Annotated in this window: 15 protein-coding genes; 13 read left to right on the top strand and 2 right to left on the bottom strand. The window is 64.6% G+C overall.

Annotated elements, in window-relative coordinates; all coding sequences use genetic code 11:
- Window positions 1–233: 233 nt before the first annotated feature.
- Window positions 234–1,025 (bottom strand): cyclase family protein, encoded by a 792-nt coding sequence (locus ACH196_RS31420; protein ID WP_396650781.1) that lies wholly within the window; start codon window positions 1,023–1,025, stop codon window positions 234–236.
- A gap of 118 nt (window positions 1,026–1,143) precedes the next feature.
- On the opposite strand from ACH196_RS31420, the gene ACH196_RS31415 reads away from it, so the two are divergent.
- The 7 genes from ACH196_RS31415 to ACH196_RS31385 all read left to right on the top strand — a co-directional run bounded on the left by ACH196_RS31415 (window position 1,144) and on the right by ACH196_RS31385 (window position 8,984).
- Window positions 1,144–2,712 carry a phytoene desaturase family protein gene (locus ACH196_RS31415; protein ID WP_396650780.1) on the top strand — a complete coding sequence of 523 codons (1,569 nt, stop codon included), beginning with the start codon at window positions 1,144–1,146 and terminating at the stop codon, window positions 2,710–2,712.
- A 98-nt stretch (window positions 2,713–2,810) separates the two neighbouring features.
- Window positions 2,811–4,340 carry an ABC transporter substrate-binding protein gene (locus ACH196_RS31410; protein ID WP_396650779.1) on the top strand — a complete coding sequence of 510 codons (1,530 nt, stop codon included), beginning with the start codon at window positions 2,811–2,813 and terminating at the stop codon, window positions 4,338–4,340.
- Between the two features lie 214 nt (window positions 4,341–4,554).
- Window positions 4,555–5,562, top strand: a complete 1,008-nt coding sequence (locus ACH196_RS31405) for an ABC transporter permease (protein ID WP_396650778.1) — start codon at window positions 4,555–4,557, stop codon at window positions 5,560–5,562.
- Window positions 5,555–6,400 (top strand): ABC transporter permease, encoded by an 846-nt coding sequence (locus ACH196_RS31400; protein WP_396650777.1) that lies wholly within the window; start codon window positions 5,555–5,557, stop codon window positions 6,398–6,400. Before ACH196_RS31405 ends, ACH196_RS31400 begins: the two co-directional genes overlap by 8 nt.
- Before the next feature lie 211 nt (window positions 6,401–6,611).
- Window positions 6,612–7,487, top strand: a complete 876-nt coding sequence (locus tag ACH196_RS31395) for an ABC transporter ATP-binding protein (RefSeq protein WP_396650776.1) — start codon at window positions 6,612–6,614, stop codon at window positions 7,485–7,487.
- On the top strand, window positions 7,480–8,313 hold the full coding sequence (locus tag ACH196_RS31390) for an ATP-binding cassette domain-containing protein (RefSeq protein ID WP_396650775.1): 834 nt from the start codon (window positions 7,480–7,482) through the stop codon (window positions 8,311–8,313). The genes ACH196_RS31395 and ACH196_RS31390 overlap by 8 nt, the downstream gene beginning before the upstream one ends.
- Window positions 8,314–8,384: 71 nt before the next feature.
- Window positions 8,385–8,984: a VOC family protein gene (locus ACH196_RS31385; RefSeq protein ID WP_396650774.1), complete on the top strand. Its 600-nt coding sequence runs from the start codon at window positions 8,385–8,387 to the stop codon at window positions 8,982–8,984.
- Window positions 8,985–9,170: 186 nt separating this feature from the next.
- Here ACH196_RS31385 and ACH196_RS31380 read toward each other — a convergent pair whose 3' ends face one another.
- Entirely contained in the window at window positions 9,171–9,608 is a 438-nt protein-coding gene (locus ACH196_RS31380; RefSeq protein ID WP_396650773.1) for a hypothetical protein, read from the bottom strand.
- Window positions 9,609–9,780: 172 nt separating this feature from the next.
- On the opposite strand from ACH196_RS31380, the gene ACH196_RS31375 reads away from it, so the two are divergent.
- From ACH196_RS31375 to ACH196_RS31350, 6 genes are all read left to right on the top strand, one after another.
- Window positions 9,781–12,072 carry a bifunctional salicylyl-CoA 5-hydroxylase/oxidoreductase gene (locus tag ACH196_RS31375; RefSeq protein WP_396650772.1) on the top strand — a complete coding sequence of 764 codons (2,292 nt, stop codon included), beginning with the start codon at window positions 9,781–9,783 and terminating at the stop codon, window positions 12,070–12,072.
- 217 nt (window positions 12,073–12,289) lie between these two features.
- Complete coding sequence (locus ACH196_RS31370) at window positions 12,290–13,048, top strand: SDR family NAD(P)-dependent oxidoreductase (RefSeq protein ID WP_396650771.1); 759 nt, start codon at window positions 12,290–12,292, stop codon at window positions 13,046–13,048.
- On the top strand, window positions 13,042–13,518 hold the full coding sequence (locus ACH196_RS31365) for a MarR family winged helix-turn-helix transcriptional regulator (RefSeq protein WP_396650770.1): 477 nt from the start codon (window positions 13,042–13,044) through the stop codon (window positions 13,516–13,518). The genes ACH196_RS31370 and ACH196_RS31365 overlap by 7 nt, the downstream gene beginning before the upstream one ends.
- An 11-nt stretch (window positions 13,519–13,529) precedes the next feature.
- The gene (locus ACH196_RS31360; protein WP_396650784.1) at window positions 13,530–14,333 is read left to right on the top strand and encodes an enoyl-CoA hydratase family protein; all 804 of its coding nucleotides are present in this window, start codon (window positions 13,530–13,532) and stop codon (window positions 14,331–14,333) included.
- Between the two features lie 320 nt (window positions 14,334–14,653).
- A complete protein-coding gene (locus tag ACH196_RS31355; RefSeq protein ID WP_396650769.1) occupies window positions 14,654–15,811 on the top strand; it encodes an acyl-CoA dehydrogenase family protein in 1,158 nt (385 codons plus the stop codon).
- 20 nt (window positions 15,812–15,831) lie between these two features.
- Entirely contained in the window at window positions 15,832–16,284 is a 453-nt protein-coding gene (locus ACH196_RS31350; RefSeq protein WP_396650768.1) for a cupin domain-containing protein, read from the top strand.

Below are 16,284 nucleotides of genomic sequence, written 5' to 3'. Positions count from 1 at the left end.
GGGTCGATGAGCGGACGGAACGAAGTGAAGTCTGCGAAGCGGGGTGGGGGTAGATGTAACGTGCCAGCAGTTCAGGATTATTGGCGCCGGGCCGAAATTTCGGCGTCCTCACCCCCACCCCGTCACGCGGCCTTCGCTTCGCTGCGGCCGCTTGCCGACCCTCCCCACAAGGGGGAGGGTAAGACGCGGTGCGACCTGCCCTCGCGAACATGATGTTCTCCGAAGACCTTGCCTCACCCCTTGGCGACAAGCGCCAGCGCGCGGATCGGGCTGCCGGTGCCGTGCTCGATCTTCAGCGGCGCGACGATCAGCACCGCACCGCGCGGCGGCAGCTTGTCGAGGTTGCACAGGCTGGCGAGGCCGTATTTGTTGGCCTTGTGCATCAGCGTGTGGGCCGGGAACGGCGGCTCCATGCCGCCCGCCTTGCCGGCGTCGGTTCCGATCGTCTGCGAGCCCCAGCCGCGGACATCCTTCTCGATCAGGTACATGATCGCCTCGGCGGTCGGGCCAGGCGTATGCGGGCCGGTTTCGTTGGCGTTGAGGAACTCGGCCTCGGAACCGCCACGGCGGTCCCAGTCAGTACGCATCACCACCCATTCGCCAGGGTTGATGGCGCCGTGCTTTTGTTCCCACGCCTTGATGTGGTCGACGGTAAGCAGGAAATCCGGGTCGGCGGCGGCTTCCTTCGAGCAGTCGATGACGTTGACCGGGCCGACGAATTTCTGCGCCGGAATGGTGTCGGTGGCGCCGTCGGCGTAGTCCTTGCCGGAAATCCAATGGACCGGCGCGTCGAAATGCGTGCCCGAATGCTCACCGAGCTTCAGCCAGTTCCACGCCCACCACGGGCCGTTCTTGTCGTATTCGGAAATCTTGTGGATCTCGATCTTGGGCGTGTCGACCGCAAGGTCCGGCGGCAGCTTGATCAGCGGGGTTTCAGGCCCGAGAACGGCGGTCAGGTCGACCACCTCGATGCCGCCCGAAAGAAGCTGGCCGGCGAGTTCGCCGAGAAGTTTCTGCGTGTCCATGGTTCAGTTCCCTCTTAACCGGAATGTCCGAAGGCTCGTGTCGGCCCTTAATATGCTACTAGACGAAAACATATGCATCTGCAATTATCTTTAAGCCTAAAGCAAATTGGATGGGGGCGTGAGCGAGTTCGACGCCATATTGGTTGGAGCCGGCCACAACAGTCTGGCCTGCGCCGCGCATCTGGCCCGCAAAGGCTGGAAAGTCGGCGTTTTCGAGCGCAATGTGACGCTCGGCGGCGCGGTAAAGACACAGGAATACACGCTTCCCGGTTTCCGCCACGACTTTGGCGCGATGAACCTGAGCCTGTTCGCTGGCTCCGCATTCCACAAAATGTATGCAAATGAATTGAAATCGCATGGGCTCGAATTCGCGCCCGTCGCCGATTGTTTCGCCAGCGTTTTCCCTGACGGCAAGTGGTTCGGGGTGAGCACCGATCTGGAAAAGACCGCGACGCGCATCGCAGCCTTGTCGCCTGCCGATGCCGGGGCATGGCTAAAACTGGTGGCGGCGTTTCCGGGCGAAGCCGAGCACCTGTTCCGGCTGCTCGGCTCGCAGATGGGGTTTCGCGCGCTGGCCGGCACCGGCTGGAATCTCTGGCGCAAGAAGGGTGTGTCCGGCGTACTCGACACCGCCCGCCTGCTGCTGTCGTCGCCGCGTGTGTGGCTCGACGAGAATTTTGTGTCGCCGCATGTGAAGGCGACGCTGGCTGCCTGGGGTATGCATCTCGATTTCGCGCCCGACATTTCGGGCGGAGCGGTGTTCCCCTATCTCGAATCCATGGCCAACCAGAGTTTTGGCATGGTGATCGGCAAGGGCGGAGCAGATACGATGATCCGCGCGTTGGAGAAGATGGTCACCGCGGCGGGCGGAAAGATTTTCACAAACGCCGAAGTGGCCGAGGTGACACGCTCCGGCGGCAGGGCGACCGGGATAAGGCTGGCCTCCGGAGAGACGCACACGGCTGGGAAAGCGGTGATCGCCGGCGTAGCGCCGCGTGCGCTCGACAGCATGGTGCAAGGCGGATCGGGCGATGCCGGTTTCGATACGGCCATGAAAAAATTCCGCTACGCGCCGGGCACGATGATGCTGCATCTGGCGCTGGATGGGCTGCCCGACTGGAGCGCCGGGGCGGAGCTGAAAACCTTCGCCTATGTCCACATCGCGCCGTCGCTCGACCAGATGGCGAAGACCTACTGCCAAGCCATCGCAGGCCTGTTGCCCGACGAACCGGTGCTGGTGGTCGGCCAGCCGACGGCAGTCGATTCTTCCCGCGCGCCGGCCGGCAAACATGTGCTGTGGGTGCAGGTACGCGCGCTGCCGGCGGAAATTCTGGGCGATGCGGCCGGCGAGATCGAGCCAGCGGCCTGGGATGCGGTGAAGGAGCGTTACGCCGAGCGCGTGCTCGACATCATCGAGCGCCATGCGCCGGGGCTGCGGACGAAGATTCTCGGCGGTGCGATCTTTTCGCCTCTCGATCTCGAGCGCGAAAACCCGAACCTCGTCGGTGGCGACCAGATCTGCGGCAGCCATCATATCGCGCAGAATTTCCTGTTCCGGCCGATGCGCGGCTTTGCCAAGTGGAACACCCCGGTGGAGAATTTCCATCTGGTCGGCGCGGCCACATGGCCGGGCGCCGGCACCGGCGCAGGGTCGGGTTTTATGCTCGCGCAACAACTGGCGAGGTGACAGCCAATCCGGGGCCGCGACAGATTTAGTGCAAGAAGGCAATGGCGTCCGCGCCGGATGCCGCTACAGTTCGGATAACAAACAAAAGGGGAAGCGACATGAAACTCAATAGACGGCAAATGCTCGGCTACGGCGCCTCGGCGCTCGGCGTCGCCGCGATCGGCATACCAAACATAGCCCGCGCGCAGGCGAGCGAACTCACCATCGCCTACAACGTCAACCTGCCTTCCTGGGACCCGACCACCGGCCCCTCGGCGGTCAACCCGACTATCCAGGGCATTTACCAGTCGGTGTTCGACCAGTTCATCCCGCAGGCGCCGGACCTGTCCTTCGGCCCCGGCCTGCTGACGCAATGGGGCTGGAACCAGGACCGCACCAAGGTGATGATGACGGTGCGCGAGGGCGTCACCTGGCATGACGGCTCGCCGTTCACGGCGGAGGACATCGTCTGGTCGCTGCAGCGGGCCGGCGACGAGAAGACCGGCAACCCCATCCAGTTCGTCTGGAAGAACGTCAATAATTTCAAGATCGACGGCAACACCATCACCGGCGACGTCGTCCAGTTCGATCCGGTCTATTTCAAGTGGATGTCGTTTCTCACCGGCTATGTGCTGCCGAAGGCCTATTACGAGAAGGTCGGTGCGGAGGGTTTTGAGGCAAAACCCATCGGCACCGGGGCGTACATGGTCGAAAAATTCGAGCGCAACGCCTTCCTGCGGCTGAAGGCCAATCCGAATTACTGGGGCGGCAAGCCGGCCTTCGAGAACGTCACCATCAAGTTCGTGACCGACGCGGCGAGCCGCGTCGCCGAGATCGAATCCGGTTCCTCGCAGGTGACGCTCGAAATCCCCTACGAGGAATACGACCGGCTGATCGCCAAGGACGGGCTGGCGGGCTCCTGCGATACCGTTTCCGACATCGGCATGGTGTTCTTCAACGACATCGACGTGATGAAGGACGCCAATGTGCGCAAGGCGGCGGTCATGTCAGTCGACAAGAAGCTTTTGGTCGACCGCCTGCTGCGCGGCTACGGCCTGCCCATCGACACGCTGGAGACGCCGGAATACGCGGCCTTCGATCCGTCGATCAAGGTCGAGTTCAATCCGGAAAAGGCCAAGGAACTGCTGGCAGCCTCAGGCTATTCGGCGGACAAGCCGGTGAAATTCACCATCCAGACCACCAAGGGCTTCAAGCCCAAGGACTACGAGATGATCCAGGCGATCGTCGGCATGTGGCGCAACGTCGGCATCGAGGCCAATATCGAGGTCTATGAGATCGCCAAACACTACGAGCTGCGCGCCGCCGACCAGCTTGCGCCGGCCGCCTTCTACAACTGGGGCAATTCGATCGGCGACCCGACCACCTCGACCGGCTTCGCCATGTATGGGCCGAGCCCGCATTCGGTCTGGGACGGCCAGGACGTCATCGACGCCATCAACCCGCTTTGGGCCGAGAAGGACGAGGCCAAACGCATCGCCGGCTGGAAGGCGGTCGACAAGCTGATCGCCGAGAACGCCTATGTGCTGCCGCTGCTGCAATATGCCCAGCCGATAGTGCATGCCAAAGGCGTGAAGGTGGTGCCGCACAAGTCGGGTGCGCTGCTGCCCGCTTTGATGACGCCGGCGTGAGGCTGGCCGAAAATTCGCCAGGACGGGCTGCAAATGTCGATTTCTGCGCTTCCGATGCTCACGTACCTAAACGTACGCTCCGCTCCGGTTCTCGAAATCACCATTTTCGCCTCGTCCTGACGAAATTTTGGGACCAGCCTCTGTAGCGCTTGAAATTGGTGTTCACCGTCCTCTGCGGCGGCTGGTAATGCCTTGTTCCGATGCACGGACAAACATGATCCTGCAACGTTTCCTAACGCGACTGCTCACCATGGCCGTCACGCTGTTCGGCGTGGCGGTGGTGGTGTTCGTCGTCATCCGCATCGCGCCGGGCGACCCGATCGCCATGATGCTGCCACCGGGCGCGAGCCAAGCCGACATCGACCGCCTGCGGGCGCTCTACGGACTGGACAAGGGCATCGTCGAACAGTTCTTCATCTGGCTGACGGGCGTCTTGCACGGCGATTTCGGCACCTCGATCTCGCTCAGGCAGGACGTGCTGTCGCTGGTGCTCAACCGCCTGCCGGCGACGCTGGAACTGTCGATCGTGGCGCTGCTGATCGCCGTCGCAGTCGGCGGCGTGCTGGCCGTCGTCGGCGCACGCGAGCGCGGCACGGCGGTCGAGGCCGGCATCGACGTCGCCAACGGCGCGGCGCTCTCCATCCCGGATTTCCTCTGGGGGCTGGCCTTCATCCTCGTCTTTGGCGTTTTGTGGCCGGTCTTCGAGATTTCCGGGCGGGTGTCGCCGCGGCTGGAACTGCCCTTCGTCACCCAGTTCTACCTGTTCGAAAGCATTTTCCGGCTGCGCTTCGACCTGACGAAGGATCTGCTCAGCCACATGTTCATGCCGGCGCTGGCACTCGCTTTGCCGCTGGCGGCGATCATCGCGCAACTGCTGAAGCAGTCGCTGAAGGAACTGCTGTCGCTCGACTATGTCGTTCTGGCGCGGGTGAAGGGTTTTTCCGAGACGCAGGTGATCTTGCGCGAGGCGCTGAAGAACGCCGCCCTGCCGACGCTGACGCTGGTCGGCGTGCAGTTCACCTTCCTGATCGGCGGCACCGTCATCGTCGAAAGACTGTTCTCCTACGAGGGGCTCGGCAACATGGCGATCGACGCGGTCATCAACCGTGACCTGCCGCTGATTCAGGGCATCGTGCTGGTCTTCGCGCTGCTGTTCGTGCTGATCAACCTTGCCGTCGACATGCTCTACGCGGTGCTCAATCCGAGGCTGCGCCATGGCTGACGCGCGCGCAGTCAAAAGCTCGAACGCCCGCATCTGGCTGGCCGGCGGCTGGCTGCTGGTCGCGCTGCTGGCGGCAATCTTCGCGCCGCTGCTGGCGCCGCAGGACCCGCTGGCCCAGGATCTGCTCTACGAACGCCTGCCGCCGTTCTGGATGCAGGGGGCGGAGCCGGGTTTCTGGCTGGGCACCGACAGCCTCGGCCGCGACCTGCTCTCGCGCATCATCTACGGCGGGCGCGTGGCCTTCCTCGTCGCCTTCGCGGCGGCAATTGCCGCCTGCCTCGTCGGCTCGGCGCTGGGGCTCGCCGCTGGCTATTTCGGCGGCTGGACCGACCGCGTCGTGTCGCGCATCGTCGACATCTGGATGGCGTTTCCGCCCGTTCTGTTCGCTATCCTGCTGGTGGCGGTGCTGGGCACGGGGCTCAGTTCCGTCATCATCGCCATCGCGGTGATAGACTGGACGCGCTTTTGCCGCGTGGTGCGCGCCGAGGCGATGAGCCAGGCGCGCATGGACTATGTCGAGAGCGCCCGCATCGCCGGCTTCGGCCGCTTCGACATCATGCTCCGGGAAGTGCTGCCCAACGTGCTGCCGGCCATCGTGGCGCTGCTGTCGCTGGAAATGGGCATCGCGGTGATCGTCGAGGCCATTTTGTCGTTCGTCAATCTGTCGATCTCCACCGACGACCCGACCTGGGGCGGCATCATCGCTGAGGGGCGTCTGTCGATCCACCAGGCCTGGTGGGTGCTGGTGTTCCCGCTGATCACGCTGTTCCTGACGGTGCTGTCGTTCAGCCAGTTCGGCGAAGGGCTGAAGGCCAGGTTTGATCCGGTGCTGAGATGAGAAACGGGTCGATCTTTATCCTTGGTGCCGGCGCTTTTGGTGGCGCGCCTACCCCCACCCCTAACCCCTCCCCACAAGGGGGAGGGGGACTGCCTCGCATCGCCGCAGGGAGCCAGTCGCAGACGGTTCTGTGCTGCATAGCGGCCGCAAAGTCCCCCTCCCCCTTGTGGGGAGGGGTTAGGGGTGGGGGTATCGGCCTAGGCATTACGCCATGACCCCCGCCCTCGAAATCGCCACCCTCAGCGCCACGCTCACCAATGGCGTACGCGTCCTGCGCTCGGTGTCGCTGACGGTGCAACCGGGCGAGGTGCGCGCGCTGGTCGGCGAGAGCGGCGCGGGAAAGAGCATGATCGGCAAGGCCGTGCTCGGCGTGCTGCCGCCAAGCGTGAAAATCGTCGAGGGCCGGATCGGGCTGGAGGGTACGGACCTCGGCGGTCTCTCTCCGAAAGCGCGGCGCGCTCTGATCGGGGCGAAAACCGCACTGATCCCGCAGGACCCGCTGACGGCGTTGAACCCGTCGCGCCGCATCGGCCCGCAGACGACCGACCGGCTGACCAAAATCCTCGGCTGGGACGGCACGCGCGCCGATGCCCGCATCCGCCAACTGCTCGACGAGGTGCAGATCCGCGACCCCGACCGGGTGCTGCGCAGCTATCCGCACGAACTGTCGGGCGGCATGCGCCAGCGCGTGCTGATCGCCGCCGCCTTCGCCGCCGAGCCCCGGCTGATCGTCGCCGACGAGCCGACGACGGCGCTGGACGTGACCGTGCAGAAGCAGATTCTCAGGCTCATCGCGGCGTTGCAGCGCGAGCACGGCACGGCGATCCTGTTCGTCACCCACGACCTCGGCGTCGTCGCCAAGATCAGCCAGAAGGTGACCGTGCTCTATGCCGGCAAGGTGGTGGAGGAGCAGGCCACCCCTGCCCTGTTCGCCGATCCGAAACATCCCTACACGCGGGCCCTGATGGCGGCGACGCCGAAATACACCGATCCCTACGCCTCCCTGAAGCCGGTCGACGAGGCGGTGCTGGCCGGCCTCGCGGCGGAGATCGCCGCGGCTGACCGCGACTGGAGGGCGCATGGCTGATGCGCTGTTTTCCGTGCGCGGCCTGAAAGTCGCGCTGCCCGACATGACACGCAAGACGGCCTTCGGCAGCGCGCCGAAGATCGAGATATTGAAAGGTCTCGACTTCGACCTGCCGCGCCATCAGGTGACTGGCATCGTCGGCGAGTCCGGCTCCGGAAAATCGACGCTCGGCCGCGCGCTGGTGCGACTGCTGGAACCGAGCGAAGGCACCGTAACCTTCGACGGGCACGACATCACGCATTTGCCGGAAGCCGAACTGCGGCCGCTGCGCCGCGACCTGCAGATGATTTTCCAGGACCCGATGTCGTCGCTCAACCCGCGCCGCACCATCGGTGCGATCATTGCCGCGCCGCTGAGACAGAACGGCATGGCCGACGATCTGGCCGGCCAGGTGGCGGAGGCCCTGCGGCGCGTCGGCCTGCCTGAAAATTTTGCAACACGCTACCGCCACGAACTGTCGGGCGGCCAGCGGCAGCGCGTCGGCATCGCGCGGGCGCTGGCCTTGTCGCCGAAATTCGTCTTGGCCGACGAGATCGTCTCGGGTCTGGACGTATCGACCCAGGCGCAGATTCTAACACTTTTGGAAAAACTCGCCTCCGAGATGGGGCTGACCGTCGCCTTCATCAGCCACGATCTGTCGGTGATCCGGCGGCTGTGCAAGCAGGTGATCGTCATGCGCCACGGGCAAATCGTCGAAGCCGGCCCGACGGACAAAATATTCGCCGCGCCGCAGGACGCCTATACGCGCGAACTCATAGCCGCGATCCCGCTGCCGGAAATCGATGCCGGCTGGCTGGACGAGCGCCAGGGCAAGGAGGCCGTCTGACGTTTTTCGAAGCGCCGGGCCAGCGGGCGCCCGGCGCGGCAAGGCAACCGCCCGCCAATGGGAGACGTGACATGCAGAATTTTCTTCGCGGCGCGGTTTTCACACTTGCGCTTGCTGCCGGCAGCAGCGCGGCGCTGGCCGATTCCATTCCCGGCATGCGCGGCCACGACCACACCGGCGTGACCGTTCCCGACATGAAGCAGGCGGTCGACTTCTTCACCAATGTCATCGGCTGCCAGAAGGCGATGTCGTTCGGACCCTTCGCCGACGACAAGGGCACCTTCATGAAGGATCTTCTCGGCGTCGATCCGAAGGCGGTCATCGAGGAGATCACGCTGGTGCGCTGTGGTTTCGGCTCGAATGTCGAACTGTTCAAATACACCGCGCCCGACCAGAAGGATCTGCAGGCGAAGAACAGCGACATAGGCGGCTTCCACATCGCCTTCTATGTCGATGACGTGGCCGCCGCGAAGACCTATCTGGAGGGCAAGGGCGTCGCCACACGGATGGGGCCGCTGCCCGTCAACGAAGGCCCGGCCGCCGGCCAGACGATCCTCTACTTCCAGGCGCCGTGGGGATTGCAGTTCGAGGCGATCAGCTATCCCGGTGGCATGGCCTACGAGAAGGATGCCACCACCGTTCTGTGGAGCCCGAAGGAACCTGCGAAGTAGGAGCGGGGAAGTCGGTTCAGGCACGGGGCAATCGGCTCACGCCGGCGGCGCCCCTCAGAGGGCATGGGTGATACCAACGGCGCTCAACTTGACCTCCGTTGGTATCAGAATGCCACGGCCTTTATCGCCAAGCGCGCATGGCATATGGCGTTGAAACCCCCGGGACCGTAAAACCGCATCCAGCGGTCACGACGTATCGATGCGCCCCGCCATGCGGAAGGCCAGTGCGCACCGCGCCGTCAAAAAATGACCCCATCCAGTCGCCGGCGCGTGTCGCGCAAGACGCCCGTCGGGCCCGCCGCGATAAAGCCGTCCTGCAAAATCCTGCAAGCAGCCGAAGATCGAGGACAGGGCGCGCAAGCAGCGGGCGAGCCGCAAAGCCTCGGCGCGACCGTCGCCATCCGGCCCGTGGACCGTGGCCGGAGGCAAGGCCAGCGCGCCACCCGCCCGCTCGATGGCAAACGCCCGCGCGACTGCCTCGGCATAGCGCATGAGCGGCAGCAGCAATGCGCGGAGAAAGAGCGGCAGAACGCAAAGGAACTCGGCCAAAACGGCCAGCCGAAGCAGCATGACTGCGATGCTTTTCAGCGTCTCCTGCTCGTCTTCGCGTTCGGTCCGGTCCATTCCAGCCTCCGTTCAAACAGCACAATATCAGAGATAGGGGAGTGGTCAAGGAATTATTTCCTACCTGTCAAGAATTGAATCCACCACAATTGTCGCCAGGCAGAAACTTTAAGCTTGAAATAATTTTGCCTCCCGGCGATACTCGATTCCGAAATCCAGCGGAGGTCGCATCATGAAGGTTGCGGTTCTCGGCGGCGGTCCCGCCGGCCTCTACTTCGCCATCTCGATGAAGCTGCGCGACTCAGCGAACGAGGTGACCGTCATCGAGCGCAACAAGCCCGACGACACGTTCGGCTGGGGCGTCGTGCTGTCGGCCGAGACGCTGGAGAACCTGACCAAGAACGACCCGGTCAGCGCGGTGTGGATCAGGCGGCATTTCGCCTACTGGGACGACATCGCCGTCATCCACAAGGGCGTGCGCACCGTCTCCACCGGGCACGGCTTCTGCGGCATCGGCCGCAAGCGGCTTTTGATGCTGCTGCAAAAAAGGGCGCGGGAACTCGGCATCAAGCTCAAGTTCGAGACCGAGGTGCCGGACCCGAAACCCTATATGGAAACGCACGACCTCGTCGTCGCGGCGGACGGGTTGAACTCGCGGTCGCGCGCGGCCTTCGCGGAGGTGTTCAAGCCGGACATAGACGTGCGCAAATGCAAGTTCGTGTGGCTTGGCACAAACCAGAAATTCGACGACGCCTTCACCTTCATCTTCGAAAAAACCGAGCATGGCTGGGTGTGGGCGCATGCCTACCAGTTCGACCCGGAGACCGCGACCTTCATCGTCGAATGCAGCCAGGAGACGTGGGACAAGTTCGGCTTCGGCGCGATGACGCAGCAGGAATCGATCGCCGTCTGCGAGCGCATCTTCGAAAAGTACCTCGGCGGCCATCCGCTGATGACCAACGCCAACCACATCCGTGGCTCGGCCTGGATCAATTTCCCGCGCGTCTTATGCGAGCGCTGGTCGCACAAGAATCTGGCGCTGATGGGTGACGCGGCGGCATCGGCGCATTTTTCGATCGGTTCGGGCACCAAGCTGGCACTGGAAAGCGCGGTGGCGCTGGCCGATTACGTGCATTCGGAGCCGACACTGGAAGCCGCCTTCGAGAAATACGAAAGCGCGCGGCGAACCGAGGTGCTGAAGCTGCAATCGGCGGCGCGCAACTCGCTGGAATGGTTCGAGGAGGTCGAGCGCTACCTGCCTCTCGACCCGGTGCAGTTCAACTATTCGCTGCTGACGCGGTCGCAGCGCATCAGCCACGAGAATCTGAGGCTGCGCGATCCGGCCTGGCTGGGCGACGCCGAAGCCTGGTTCCACCGGCAGGCGGGCAACACCGGCAATCTGCGCCGCGCGCCAATGTTCGCGCCGTTCCAGTTGCGCGAGCTGAAGCTCAGGAACCGCGTCGTCGTCTCGCCGATGGCGCAGTACAAGGCCGTCGACGGCTGCCCCACCGACTGGCATTTTGCCCACTATGCCGAGCGCGCCAAGGGCGGCGCCGGCATGATTTATATCGAGATGACCTGTGTCTCCCCCGAAGGCCGGATCACGCCGGGCTGCACAGGCTTTTATACGCCGGAGCACGAGGCTGCATGGAAGCGGCTGGTCGATTTCGTGCACCGCGAGACCGAAGCAAAGATCTGCGCGCAGGTCGGCCATTCCGGACCCAAGGGGTCGACTCAACTCGGCTGGGAGGAAAGCGACGCGCCTCTCGCTACTGGCAACTGGCCGGTGGTGGCGGCCTCCGACGTGCCGTGGTCGCCGCGCAACCAGGCGCCGAAGCCCATGACCCGCGCCGACATGGATCTTGTGCGCGACCAGTTCGTGACCTCGGCGGAAATGGCGGCGCGCTGCAGCTTCGACATGCTGGAGATCCACGCCGCGCACGGCTACCTGCTCTCCTCCTTCATCACGCCGCTGACCAACCGCCGCACCGACGAGTACGGGGGCAGCCTCGAAAACCGCATGCGTTATCCGCTGGAGGTTTTTCACGCGGTACGCGCCGTTTGGCCTGCGGAAAAGCCGATCTCGGTGCGCATCTCCGCCAATGACTGGGTGGGCGGCGACGGCGTCACGCCGGCCGAAGCGGTCGAGATCGCCCGCATGTTGCAAAAGGCGGGAGTCGACATCTGCGACGTGTCGGCCGGACAGACCTCGATCCGGGCACGGCCGGTCTATGGCCGCATGTTCCAGACGCCGTTTTCCGACCGGATCCGCAACGAGACCGGCATGGCGACCATGGCGGTCGGCAACATTTTCGAGCCAGACCATGTCAACTCGATCCTGATGGCGGGGCGTGCCGACCTCGTCTGCCTGGCGCGGCCGCACCTCGCCGACCCCTACTGGACGCTGCATGCCGCCGTGACGTTGAACGATCGCGATGTGAAGTGGCCCGATCCGTACCTGCCCGGCCGCGACCAGATCTATCGGCTGGCCGAGCGCACGGCGACGATGGGGCTGAAGGTATGAGGGTGCCTCGGGATAGCGCGACGCTGGCGACCCCCTCCCCCTTGTGGGGAGGGATAGAGGGTGGGGGTACTGCAGCCATCTTCTTGTCCGGCTTTGCACGGCGAAACCGAAATCCGGTGAAGATTGGCGCACTTCCGACCCCCACCCTCTATCCCTCCCCACAAGGGGGAGGGGGTCGTCAGCGTCGCGCCCATCGAATTTTTTGCGGGATTGACCCATGACCCCCTTCCGCCATGCGCTGGTGACGGGCGGCGGGTCGGGGGTCGGGCGGGCGATCGCGCTGGCGCTGGCGAACGAAGGGATCGACGTCACCATCTGCGGGCGGCGCGAGGCGCAGCTTGAGGCCGTGGCGGCGGAGAGCGGGCGGATTCACGGCCTCGCCGCCGACGTGACGGACGAGGCCTCGATGCAGGCCCTCTATGCAAAAGCGGAGGCGGCGCGCGGACCATTCGACATCGTCGTCGCCAACGCCGGCATGGCCGGCAGCGCGCCGGCGCACAAGGTTTCGCTGGCAGATTGGCAGAAGACGCTTGAGGTCAATCTCACCGGCGCGTTCCTGAGCGTGCAGCCGGCGCTGGCCGGCATGGCGGCATGGAAAAGCGGCCGCATCATCTTCGTCGCATCGACCGCCGGGCTGAAGGGCTACGCCTATGTCGCGCCCTATGTGGCGGCGAAGCACGGGGTGGTCGGGCTGATGCGGGCGCTGGCGGCCGAGAACGCCAGAACCGGCGTAACAGTGAATGCCGTATGTCCCGGCTTCGTCGAGACCGACATGCTGGACGAGTCCGTGCAGAGGATTGTCGAGAAGACCGGCCGCAGCGTCGAGGAGACGCGGGCAGCCCTTGCCGCGACCAGCCCGCAGAACCGCTTCATCCAGCCGGACGAGGTAGCGGCGGCGGTGCTGTGGCTGTGCTCGGACGCGGCGCGTTCGATCACCGGCCAGGCGATCTCGGTTTCGGGAGGCGAGACATGGTGAGCGCGCCGCTTTCCGCCCCTGAAATCTCCAAGGACAGCAAGGAGCGGCTGCGGTTGTGGATCCGGCTCTTGCGTGCCTCGCGCACCATCGAGGCGGAACTGCGTGAGCGGCTGAAGAAGGACTTTGACACCACCCTGCCCCGCTTCGACGTGATGGCGGCGCTCTACCGGCAGCCGGACGGCATGCTGATGAGCGACCTGTCGCGGTTCCTGCTGGTCTCCAACGGCAACGTCACCGGCATCGTCGACCGGCTGGTTTCCGAGGGGTTGGTGACGCGGGCGCGGCGCAACGGCGACCGCCGCACCTCGATGGTGCGGCTGACCGAAACGGGCACCACCGCGTTCCGCGACATGGCGGCGGCGCATGAAGGCTGGATCGGCGAGCTTCTGGGCGGCGTCAGCGAGGAAGAGACGCGGCGGCTGGCGAGCATGCTCAAATCGTTCCGCAGCAACTGGGAGGGACGGGAATGAAACATGTCCGGATGGCCGGGCTGAAGCCGAGCCATTTCCTATGGCAGGCGGAGGGCGGCATCGCGCATATCCGGCTCGACCGGCCGGAGCGCAAGAACCCCCTGACCTTCGAGTCCTACGCCGAGCTGCGCGATACGTTCCGCGACCTGGTCTATGCCGACGACATCCATGCGGTGGTGTTTTTGCCCAATGGCGGCAATTTCTGCTCGGGCGGCGATGTGCATGAGATCATCGGGCCGCTTGTCGACATGGGCATGAAGCAGTTGCTTAATTTCACCCGCATGACTGGCGACCTGGTCAAGGCGATGCTGAACTGCGGCAAGCCAATCATCGCGGCGGTCGACGGCGTGGCCGTCGGCGCCGGCGCCATCGTCGCCATGGCTTCCGACATCCGCATCGCCACGCCGGAGGCAAAAACCGCATTCCTGTTTACCCGCGTCGGGCTCGCCGGCTGCGACATGGGCGCCTGCGCCATGCTGCCGCGCATCATCGGCCAGGGCCGTGCCGCCGAACTGCTCTACACGGGACGCACAATGACAGCGGCAGAAGGCGAGCGCTGGGGGTTCTACAACCGACTGGTCGCAGCGGATGCGCTGGAAGCCGACGCGCTGGAAATGGCGGCGCGCATCGTCTCCGGCCCGACCTTCGCGCATGGCATCACCAAGACGCAGCTCAACCAGGAATGGTCGATGGGGTTGGACCAAGCGATCGAGGCGGAGGCGCAGGCGCAGGCGATCTGTATGCAGACGCGCGACTTCGAGCGGGCGTATCGTGCGTTCGTGGCGAAGGAAAAGCCGGTGTTTCGGGGGGATTGAGATGACGGGTACGACGCTTCCCTCCCCCTTGAGGTGGCCTGAAGGGCGGCCGAGGCACGTGGCTCGCCCCGGCAGGTGGCCGGACGAAGTCCGGTCGGGTGGGATACCAGCGGCAACGCGGAGCGTCACCCTCCCCCTTGTGGGGAGGGTCGGTGAGCAATCGGAACGGAGTGGAGATTACGAGACGGGGTGGGGGTTTGCTGCCGCCGCGCCGAGAGTCTATCTGTCACCGTCGCCACCCCCACCCCGCCTCTCTCGCTTTGCTTCGCAAAGCTCCTTCGTCGACCCTCCCCACAAGGGGGAGGGTAAGGACTGCGCCCATGCCTGACCGCTCCTTCCTCAACTGGCCGTTCTTCGAGGACCGGCACCGCGACCTCGCGGAGCGTCTGGAAGCTTGGTGCGCAAAAAGCCTGCCGGTCGACCACCACGACGTCGATGCCGCCTGCCGCGACCTGGTGAAAATGCTCGGGCGCGACGGCTGGTTGAAGCCGACGGCGATCGACACCGAAAATCCCACCCCGCTCGACGTGCGCACGCTGTGCCTGACGCGCGAGATGCTGGCGCGGCATGATGGGCTGGCGGATTTTGCCTTCGCCATGCAGGGGCTCGGCACCGGCGCGATCAGCCTGTTCGGCTCGGACGAGCACAAAAGATGGCTGGCGAAGACGCGCAGGGGTGAAGCGATCTCTGCCTTCGCGCTTTCCGAACCGCGTTCGGGTTCGGACGTCGCCAATATGGACATGACGGCAACCCGTGACGGCGACAATTATGTGCTGTCTGGCGAGAAGACGTGGATTTCCAATGGCGGCATCGCCGACCTTTATGTCGTCTTCGCCCGCACCGGCGAGGCGCCGGGCGCGAAGGGCATTTCCTGCTTCCTCGTCCCGGCCGATACCAAGGGACTGGAGATCGCCGAGCGGCTGGAGGTGATCGCGCCGCACCCGCTGGCGCGTCTTGCCTTCAACGCGGCGCGCGTACCGGCCTCGGCGATGATCGGCAGACCGGGCGACGGCTTCAAGATCGCCATGTCGGTGCTCGACGTGTTCCGCTCGACGGTGGGCGCGGCGGCGCTCGGCTTCGCGCGCCGCGCGCTGGACGAGAGCATTTTTCGGGCAAGCGAGCGAAAACTGTTCGGAGCGCCGCTCGCGGAACTGCAGATGGTGCAGGGCCACATCGCCGACATGGCGCTCGACGTCGATGCGGCGGCCCTGCTGGTCTACCGCGCGGCCTGGACCAAGGACATGGGCGCGGCGCGCGTCACCCGCGAGGCGGCGATGGCGAAACTTTTTGCCACCGACAAGGCACAGGAGGTGATCGACAAGGCGGTGCAGCTTCACGGCGGCGACGGCGTGCGGCGCGGCCATATCGTCGAAAGCCTGTACAGGGAAATCCGCGCGCTGCGCATCTACGAGGGCGCATCGGACGTGCAGAAAGTGGTGATCGCGCGGCAGGTGCTCTCGGAATTCAAACAATCATAACAGGGGAAAGGACTGCGAAAATGGCGAAAGATCTTGCAAAGGGCATCACGGCGAACGGAACCGGCTTCGACGGGGTGAAGTGGAACATTCTCGGCCAGACCTATTTCCCGAAGGCGGTCTGCGAAACGACATTCGCGTTCGAGACCAACAGCGCACCCGGCCAGTTTGTGCCGGTCCACATCCATCCCGACCAGGAGGAATTCATCCTCGTGCAGGAAGGCCAGCTCGAACTGAAGCTCGACGGCGTGTGGTCGACGGCGAAGGCCGGCGACCTAGTGCGCATGCCGCGCGGTATCCCGCATGGCTATTTCAACAAGTCCGACAAGCCCTGCCGGGCGCTGTTCTGGGTGTCGCCGGCGGGACGGCTGAAGGAACTGTTTGAGGAACTTCACGACAAGACCGACATTCCGACCATCATTAAACTGTCGGCCGAGCACGACGTGGATTTCCTGCCGGAAGAAGCGAACGCCTGA

The sequence above is a fragment of the Mesorhizobium sp. IMUNJ 23232 genome (genome assembly GCF_044326205.1).
Classification (GTDB): Bacteria; Pseudomonadota; Alphaproteobacteria; order Rhizobiales; family Rhizobiaceae; genus Kumtagia.
The sequence above is the reverse complement of the archived record's forward strand: the minus strand, read 5'-3'. Positions and strand labels throughout refer to the sequence as shown.